Source organism: Actinoplanes sp. NPDC048791, assembly GCF_040650095.1.
Lineage (GTDB): Bacteria > Actinomycetota > Actinomycetes > Mycobacteriales > Micromonosporaceae > Actinoplanes.
On sequence record NZ_JBEZGQ010000450.1, the window covers coordinates 1 to 6,505 of the forward strand.

General features: G+C 70.1%; 7 protein-coding genes. 4 read left to right on the forward strand and 3 right to left on the reverse strand.

The features are described from left to right. The 3 genes from AB0C29_RS27565 to AB0C29_RS27575 all read left to right on the forward strand — a co-directional run. Window positions 1-546, forward strand: a 546-nt coding sequence (locus AB0C29_RS27565; RefSeq protein ID WP_360825814.1) for a sulfite exporter TauE/SafE family protein, incomplete at its 5' end; no start/stop codon positions are given. Window positions 547-626: 80 nt separating this feature from the next. Next, entirely contained in the window at window positions 627-1,133 is a 507-nt protein-coding gene (locus tag AB0C29_RS27570) for a nuclear transport factor 2 family protein (RefSeq protein WP_360825817.1), read from the forward strand. Continuing rightward, a complete protein-coding gene (locus AB0C29_RS27575) occupies window positions 1,121-2,209 on the forward strand; it encodes an FAD-dependent monooxygenase (protein WP_360825820.1) in 1,089 nt (362 codons plus the stop codon). The genes AB0C29_RS27570 and AB0C29_RS27575 overlap by 13 nt, the downstream gene beginning before the upstream one ends. Here the strand turns inward: AB0C29_RS27575 and AB0C29_RS27580 are convergent. After that, the gene (locus tag AB0C29_RS27580; RefSeq protein ID WP_360825823.1) at window positions 2,199-3,113 is read right to left on the reverse strand and encodes a LysR family transcriptional regulator; all 915 of its coding nucleotides are present in this window, start codon (window positions 3,111-3,113) and stop codon (window positions 2,199-2,201) included. The two genes, AB0C29_RS27575 and AB0C29_RS27580, sit on opposite strands and share 11 nt — an antisense overlap. Window positions 3,114-3,199: 86 nt before the next feature. On the opposite strand from AB0C29_RS27580, the gene AB0C29_RS27585 reads away from it, so the two are divergent. Further along, window positions 3,200-4,096, forward strand: coding sequence for a LysR family transcriptional regulator (locus AB0C29_RS27585; protein WP_360825832.1), 897 nt, complete (start codon window positions 3,200-3,202; stop codon window positions 4,094-4,096). Here AB0C29_RS27585 and AB0C29_RS27590 read toward each other — a convergent pair. Both AB0C29_RS27590 and AB0C29_RS27595 read right to left on the reverse strand, forming a co-directional pair. Next, complete coding sequence (locus tag AB0C29_RS27590) at window positions 4,074-4,694, reverse strand: DedA family protein (protein ID WP_360825826.1); 621 nt, start codon at window positions 4,692-4,694, stop codon at window positions 4,074-4,076. The two genes, AB0C29_RS27585 and AB0C29_RS27590, sit on opposite strands and share 23 nt — an antisense overlap. A 158-nt stretch (window positions 4,695-4,852) precedes the next feature. Next, the coding region (locus tag AB0C29_RS27595; RefSeq protein ID WP_360825829.1) for a peptidoglycan-binding domain-containing protein at window positions 4,853-6,505 on the reverse strand (1,653 nt) is incomplete at its 5' end.

Genomic DNA, 6,505 nt, shown 5'->3' on the forward strand with positions numbered 1-6,505 from the left:
CTCCCGTGGGTGCTGCCCGCGTGTGTCGCCGGCTCGGCCGCCGGCTGCGCGCTGCTCCTGGCCACGCCCGCTCGCGCGTTCGAGCTCATCGTGCCGTTCCTGGTGCTGGCCGCCGCCGCGGCACTGTTCTTCCAAAACCGGCTGCGCGGCCTGGTCGGTCATCCGCGGGCACTCAGCCCGCGACGTCAGGTGATCACCCTGCAGGCTGTCGTCTTCGTCGGCGCGGTCTACGGCGGCTACTTCGGCGCCGCGATGGGCGTCATGTACGTGGCCGCGCTCGCCCTGGTCCTCGACGAGACGCTGAACCGCCTCAACGCCCTCAAGAACGTCCTGTCCGCCACCGTCGGCGCCGTCACCCTGCTGACCTTCGCATTGTTCGGCCCGGTCGACTGGCCGGTCGTGCTGATCCTGGCGCCCTCGACGGTCGTCGGTGGCTACGCGGGTGCGCTGCTGGCCCGGCGTCTGCCCACGCGCATTCTGAAGGCGCTCATCGTCACCTTCGGCACCGCCATCGGCCTCATTCTGCTGGTGCGCGCACTCGCCTGATCGATTGCGTCGCGGTAAATCGGTGCTTCACCATTTCGCATTGGCTATTGCCGCTGAGATTTCCTAGCGTTGTGCCCACGATGAACATCACCGCGCTCGACCACATGCAGATCGCCGGAGTTGTTGCCGCTCTGGCCCACGCCCAGGACGACAAGGACTGGGAACGCTTCCGACAATTGTTCGCCGACCGGGTGACGCTCGATCAGTCCGGGCAGTCCGGCGCACCCGCCGAGGAGCTGACGGCCGACGAGCTGACCACGAAAGCCCGCACTGTGCTGGAAGGATTCGCCGCCACCCACCATGCGAGCTCCGACCTGCTCGTAGACGCGACCGGCGCGGGCGTGACCGGCCGGGCGCACATGGTCGCCTATCACCACCTTCCGACGACGGGCGTCGACTTCTGCGTCATGCGCGGCTATTGGCGCCTGGAACTGATCAGAGCGCGGGAGCGATGGCTGATCCGGCGCTGGGCCATTGTGCGCACCGCGCCCTGGGAGGGGAACCCTGATCTGTACCGCATCGCCAGCAAGGGAAAGCACCGCGTCGTAGCAGAGAATGAGAAGGGATCGACCACATGCGGGCAATGATCGCCGGCGGCGGAATCGTCGGGCTCACCAGTGCCATCGCTTTGCGGGCCGCGGGCGTCGACGCCGTCGTGCACGAGCAGGCACCCGAGATCCGCGCCGCCGGGGCCGGGCTCGGGTTGTGGGCCAACGCGCTGGCCGTCTTCGACGAGCTCGGGCTGGGCGAGAAGCTCAGGGCCATCGGCCGGCCGGCCGAGATGTACTTCCGGGACCCGGCCGGCCGGCTCATCGACCCGCCCGGGTTCTCCCCGGACGACCACCGCTACCTGCTGGTGAACCGTCCGAAGCTGAACGATCTGCTGGCCGAGGCGGTGGGCCACGACAACATCCGGCTGAACTCTCGCCTCGTCGGCTACGAGGAGACCGGCACCGGCGTGACGGCCCACTTCGACGACCGGACCTCCGCCGAGGCGGACCTGCTCATCGGCGCGGACGGCGCCTATTCGGTCGTCCGGTCCCTGCTGGTGCCCGGCAGCGACGCGATCGAGCACGAGGGACACCACGCCTGGCGCTCGGTCGTCCCGCCACCGCCCGGGGTCACCATCGACGCGAGCGTCATCGTGCTGGGCGAGCAGCGCACCCGCGGCGGGTACGTGCCCACCGCCGACGGCACCGTCTACTGGCTGGTCAACCAGTTCGACGCGGATCCGCTGGCGGGCACGCCGAAGCAACAGGCCGCGGAACGGGCCGGGTTCCTGGACACCACGGGCTGGAATCCGGCCATGCTGGCCCTGATCGAGTCGAGTCCCGACGACAAGATCCTGCACAACCAGATCATGCTCGTCCCGCCGTTGACCCAGTGGGTCTCGCATCGCGTCGCCCTGGTCGGCGATGCCGCGCACGCGCTGTCTCCGCACATCACCGCGGGTGCGTCGCTGGGCGTGGAGGATCCGCTGGTGCTGGCCCGGCTGCTCACCTCGGCGCCGGAGATCCCGGATGCGCTCGCCGCGTACCAGCGGGACCGGCTGCCGCACTACGCCCGGGTCAACGAGCTGTCCAGCAGGGTGGAGAACTCGGCGACCCCGGACGAGTTCGCCACCAACTACGTGGCCTTCACCCGCTGGATGCTCAGCCGGTAGGGAGCGTCAGCCGGCAGATCTCCGACAGGGCGGCCCGGATCTGGTCACGGAGCCAGGCGTGCGCGGCGTCCGAGTCGTTGCGCTGGTGCCAGGTGCAGTTGATCGGGGCCGCCGGCACCGGCGCCGGCAGCGGACGGGTGATCAGGCCGAAGCTCTCAACGACCGGACGGCTGATCAGCGCGGTGGTGGTGACCAGCATGTCGCTGCGGCTCGCGATGCGCAGGGCCATGGTGAGACTCGCGACGGTGGCGACGACCCGGCGGCCCAGGCCCTCGGCGGCGAGCAGGTCGTCGATCGGGTCGGTCAGCCGCCCGCGTCGGGAAACGAGCACGTGCTGCTCTGCCGCGTACGAGGACAGGTCGAGGTTCTTGCCGCACGGATGATCCGGGCGCATCGCGACGATCAGGGAGTCGTGGCCGAGGGTCTCGGACCGGAACTCGGGCAGGCTCGGGCGGCCGGTGCCGAGCTCCAGGTCCACGTGGCCCTGCCGCAGGCCGCCGGTGTCGACGGTGCTCTCGCCCAGGATCCTCAGCCGTACGCGGGGCGCCTGCGCGTGGATCCCGGCGACCAGCACGGGCGCCAGCGAGGTGGCGAGGGCGTCGTTGCACTGGACGGTGAAGATCCGGTCCAGGGTCGCCGGCTCCACCTCGCGGCGCGGCGTGAGCACGTCGTGAGCCCGGCGGATCAGGTGGCGGACGTCGTCGCGGATCGCCAGCGCGTACGGCGTGGGCGTCATCGAGCGGCCGGTGCGCACCAGGATGTCGTCGCCGGTGAGCTTGCGGAGCCGGCCCAGCGTCCGGCTGACCGCCGGCGACGACAGGTGCAGCCGCTCCGCCGCGCCCATCACGCTGCGCTCCTCGAGCAGGGCGTCCAGCGCGGTGAGCAGATTCAGATCCACGGGCATGCGTCCGACGCTAGGACAGCCTTGTAGTTATCACTAATGCATCTTTGATATCGAGCCATTCCACCTGTGATAATCCGGGAGTGGAAATGCTGGACATGAACCTGATGGTGGCGCTCGACGCGCTGCTGACGGAGAACAGCGTCACCGCCGCCGCGGCCCGGTTGCACACCTCACCGCCGGCGATGAGCAGATCGCTGGCCCGGCTGCGCCGCCTGCTGGGCGACCCCCTGCTGGTACGGGCCGGACGCGACATGGTGCCGACCCGCCGCGCGCTCGAACTGCGCGGCGAGGTGCACGACGTGATGCAGCGGGCCCGGGTGCTCTTCGAACCCTCGCCGACAAGCGATCCGGCCCACACGGTACGCATCTTCGACCTGCGCATGTCCGACATCTTCTCGATGACGGTGACCGCGCAACTCATCACCGACGTCCGCGCCGAGGCACCGGGCATCACCCTGCGGCTGCGACCGGAAGGCATCGACGACACCGGGATGCGCGACGGCCTGATCGATCTCGACGTCGGCATCCTCGGCCGGCACGATCCCGAGGTGCACAGCGAGCCCCTGTTCACCGAGACGCTGGTCGGTGTCGTCCGGCCGGAGCATCCGCTGGCCCGTAAGGCGAAGGTGACGGTCAAGCAGTTCGCCGCGGCCGACCACGTCGCCGTCTCCCGCCGCGGCCGGCGGCGCGGACCGATCGACGACCGCCTCGACGAGCTCGGGCTCACCCGCAAGGTCGTCGCGGTCGTGCCGACCTACGCGGCGTCGCTGTTCCTGGCCCGCTCGACCGACGTCGTCTGCATCGCGCCCGCCGGCGCCGGGCGCGACACCGTCACCGCGCTCGGGCTGCACACCTTCGAGCTGCCGCTGAGCCTGCCGACCCCGACGATCGGGATGGCCTGGCATCCCCGCAACGACAGCGACCGTACGCACCAGTGGCTCCGCGACCGCATCCGCCGGGTCATCGCTCCGGGACGTCCGTGACCCCGCTCCGCCGGATGCTCGCGCGCCGGATCAGCTCCATCACACCGGACAGCACCACCGCCAGCGCCAGTCCCACCCCGAAGGCCAGCAACGCGTTGTCCTGGAAGAGCACGCCACCGACATAGCCGGTCAGCACGGTGTAGGCGCTCCAGGCCGTGCCGCCGATGATCGTGAACAGGACGTAGTCGCGGTAGTTGTACCGGACCGTGCCCGCGGTGATGGTCACGAGGTACCGCCCGACCGGGATGAACCTGGTGCTCACGAGAATGAACCCGCCGCGCGTGTGCAGATACCGGCTGACCCAGTCGTGGGTGGCCCGCCGTCGGGTGCCCGGCGGCAGCCGCTTCTCCAGGGCGAAACTCAACCGCCGGCCGAACGCGTACGGGATCTGGTCGCCCAGGAAGGCACCGAGCGCGGTGGCCGCGATGACCAGCGTCAGGTTGGTGACCCCGGTGGCGGCCAGCACGCCGGCGATGATGATGACGGGTTCGCTGGGGATCAGCGGCAGGAACGAATCGAGCAGGGACACCGAGATCAGAATCAGGTACAGCCAGGAGGACGATGCCAGCGACTCGGTGAGCCCGACCCAGTCGATCACGGCAATTCCTCCTCTGATTCAACCGGCACCGGCGAAACTGCGCGTCCCCGGCCCGGCTTCCGAATCCGAAGCTAGGAAAGAACAGCGGTTATCACCAGTGCACAGTTGGTATGGAGTCCTTGCCCCTTGCGGAATCCGGAATGGGGACCGCGTCGCCGTCAGGTGCGCCAGTTCGTGGTGAAGACCGGGAAGCGCTCGATCGGGGCCGCACTGAACAACGCGACCGCCGCCTCGTAGGCCTGCTCCTCACGGGCCCGGACGAGCAGCTCGACCGCCGTCCAGCCGAACTTCGCCGCCTCGTCGAGGACCGCCACGAGGTCGCCGGGTGAAGCGCCCGGCCCCGAGCCGGCGGCGAGGATCGTCGGCGCGTGGCCCATGGTCATCAGCTGGTGTGCGAAGTCGTTCCGCAAGCGCACCTGCCGCTCCGCTTCACTCTTGGATGCCGGCAGCGACACGTCGAGCACGACGACGGGTGCGAGACCGTTGGCCACGGCGGCCTCTTTGAGGAACCGGTCGAACAGAGTGACGGTGAGCAGCTCGACCTCCGAGGCCGCGCGCCACTGTGACTCGTAGCCGAATGTCCGGCTCTGCGCGGAGATCACCGGGATCTGGCCACTCGACTCCATCGAGCCGTTGACGTAGAGCAGGTCGACCGGCGGAAGCCGAGTGTCGAGCAGATCCAGGCTTTCGTGCATCCAGCCCCGCGATTCGAACAGGAACGCCACCGGTGCGCCGGAGTGGGTCGCACCGCGCGCGGACCGGAGCGAATCCTCGACCCCACGCTCCAGGGACAACACGATCGGCCGGCCGGCCGGCAACATCCGCACGGCCTTGGTCAGCGTCGCCCAGGTACGCGGGCCGGCCTCGCCGTCGGCCGGGTGGACGTTGTCGCGCTGGAACTCGACCAACGTCCGGCGTGTCCGGACGCCGAACCGGCCGTCGATCGGTCCCGGCGACAGGCCGAGCAGCGTCAACCCGAGCTGGAGGAGCCGGACCTCGGCTTTGTCCCGCACAGACTTGCGCGGCGCCCGGTAGACGGCGCGTGCGACGGCCGGCCACGGCACGGTGATCTCGCATGGTTCCGGTGCGGCGCCGGCCTCCACGTCCAGCCGGATCATCCGGCCCGGGACCTCCGCGATCCGTCGCAGCGCGACGGGTGCATCGGTGAGCGGCTCGTCCGCCACGACGAGCGGGACGGGCCCGGTGCCCGGCGACGTCACCGCGACGGGCTCGTGGCCGACGGCTATCCGCAGATCACCACCGTCTCCCATCCTGATGCGGACATCGATGATGTGACCCCATCCCGGAAGCACACCGCTGACATCGGCCGCCTGGACGACCAGTTCGGGGCTGTTCTCCCGCGGGTCGTCGAGCTCGCCGTAGATCTCGCGGGCCCGGTATGCCGCGGCGACGGCGTCGTCGTCACGCCGCAGCCGATGCAGCATTCGTGAGCGGGCCACCTGCGCACGGGCTGACCACTGGGTCATCCTGCCGACGTTCAGCCGGGCGAGCGCCTCGTCGCTCGGCACCGCGTCCTCGTACCGGAGCACGAAGTACGCGTCGCGCAGGCCGGGCCACTCAGGCGGCGGAGGCTGAGCCGGCGGCGCCAGGTCCATGCGGTGGGCTCGCGACAGGAGCTCAACGCAACGCCAATGGCCGTAGAAATCCGGGACGCTGCCGGCGGCCCCGGCGGCGAGCCGGACGGCGGTCTCCGCGTCGCCGGCGGCCAGGTGCACCTCCGCCGACCAGCGCAGCACGGCCGGCTCGTCAGCGATGCCGGCCTGGTCACCCGTCCAGCGCCGGGCTGCCCT

What these genes read in the sequence shown, in the direction of transcription:
- AB0C29_RS27570 (WP_360825817.1), top strand. Translation starts at nt 627, where the DNA reads ATGAACATCACCGCGCTCGACCACATGCAGATCGCCGGAGTTGTTGCC.
- AB0C29_RS27575 (WP_360825820.1), top strand. Translation starts at nt 1,121, where the DNA reads ATGCGGGCAATGATCGCCGGCGGCGGAATCGTCGGGCTCACCAGTGCC.
- AB0C29_RS27580 (WP_360825823.1), bottom strand. Translation starts at nt 3,113, where the DNA reads ATGCCCGTGGATCTGAATCTGCTCACCGCGCTGGACGCCCTGCTCGAG.
- AB0C29_RS27585 (WP_360825832.1), top strand. Translation starts at nt 3,200, where the DNA reads ATGCTGGACATGAACCTGATGGTGGCGCTCGACGCGCTGCTGACGGAG.